Source organism: Pseudoalteromonas sp. S4492 (assembly GCF_005886115.1).
GTDB classification, from domain to species: Bacteria; Pseudomonadota; Gammaproteobacteria; order Enterobacterales; family Alteromonadaceae; genus Pseudoalteromonas; species Pseudoalteromonas gelatinilytica.
On record NZ_PNCP01000171.1, the window covers coordinates 1 to 1469 of the forward strand.

General features: G+C 47.4%; 1 protein-coding gene. It reads right to left on the reverse strand.

The features are described from left to right. Nucleotides 1-141: 141 nt before the first annotated feature. Nucleotides 142-1469: transposase (locus CWC28_RS21285; protein ID WP_212746817.1), on the reverse strand; the 1328-nt coding region annotated here is incomplete at its 5' end.

Genomic DNA, 1469 nt, shown 5'->3' on the forward strand with positions numbered 1-1469 from the left:
TCAATATTCATCAGAACGAGGCAGTAATTATTGTTCTCCCTGTCTATAAGAAATTGGATCTGAGGGTTTTTAACTGGATTAGAATTCGTGTTACTTATTGTGCTCTTTAAACTCGATTCTGCAGTTTTTCATAGTTGACATTCAGGCCGCATCCAGTAGCTCAAACTTTCTGGCATGCGCCTTGAGTGACTCTGTGGGTTCCTGCCTGCCAAGGTCTCGTCCTGCCATATGTCTGCTTGAATCACGCACCGGCAGTACGTCTATTAATGCTTGAGTCAGTTCTTCCAGCGCTTTTTTTGGGTTGTCCGATGCCACTACATCTCTGACAGTGTCCACTAATGCTTCGGCCTTAAGGTGTTCGGTCAGGCAGCCTACAGGCATCCCGGGCTGATTGTTCTTAAGCCGGACTGATTGCTCTGGGTGCAGCAACAATAAATGCTCGCACAGGAGGCTCAGGATCACGCCACGCTTAGATCCTTCAACACCTCTCTGTTTGCTCAGTTTGTTCCAGCCTCCATGGGCTTTCCAGTCCTGAATAAAAACCTCGACCAACCACCTCAGCGAATAAAATCGGGCTATGTCCGCGTGATGCCATGACATATCAGAAGCCACCAGATAGCGGTATTCTTCTTCATCCTCATACTTGAGCGCAATCACGAATCGACGTCTGTTATGTGCCTTGACATACAAACGGGCAGATAACATTGTCACTTTTTTGGTTTGGCCTCCACGAATGATCAGGCGAGTTTCTACACCTTTTTGTCGAGCAAAATACTCTTTCACTGTCGTCTCAGAATTGCGGCTGGCCACTTTCTGGTTGGAGCGTAACTGGCTGACAATTTGCCCTTTCGTGGTGAGAGCGGAGGCTTTGTCCATAAATTCACCCGTTCCATAAAGCGCATCAGCCAGAACTCCTTTGACTTTCAAATCTGGAAAAGCTTCAACAAACTCCCGGAGCATTTCCAGTGCCAATGACTGCATGGTCGGATAACGCTGATGATCCAGTTTTGGGCGTTTGGGACGATCTTGTTTAGCGACGCCCTTGAGCCTTAGTTGCTTGTCTTTCTTCCTCCAGGCAGACAATACCGGGTCTGGCTCAAAGAAACGGAACCCCACAGGAATTGTGACGACATCAGTCACCAACACCATAAACACCAGCTGTTGACCGTTAAAGTAACCGCCTGTGGCTTTATCTTTGACCTTATGAGCACCAGTAATGCGGGTTGTTCTTTTAGATCGTTTCTTGCCAGAATCATCAAAATCAAGGACACCGCTGTTGATATTGTAATGGTTCAATATGTTGCGAACACTGGCTTGTAGCAAGGAGTGCCAGGCTATTTTTGCCGAGTAAAAAACCCAGCAAAGTCGGGTGGGTTTGAATTTGCCAAGGCTTCTGCGCTCAAATGCAGCCCAGCAAAGGGTTTCGGTGACGATGATTCCGGCAATCATTACCCCTAATACGGTCTTCT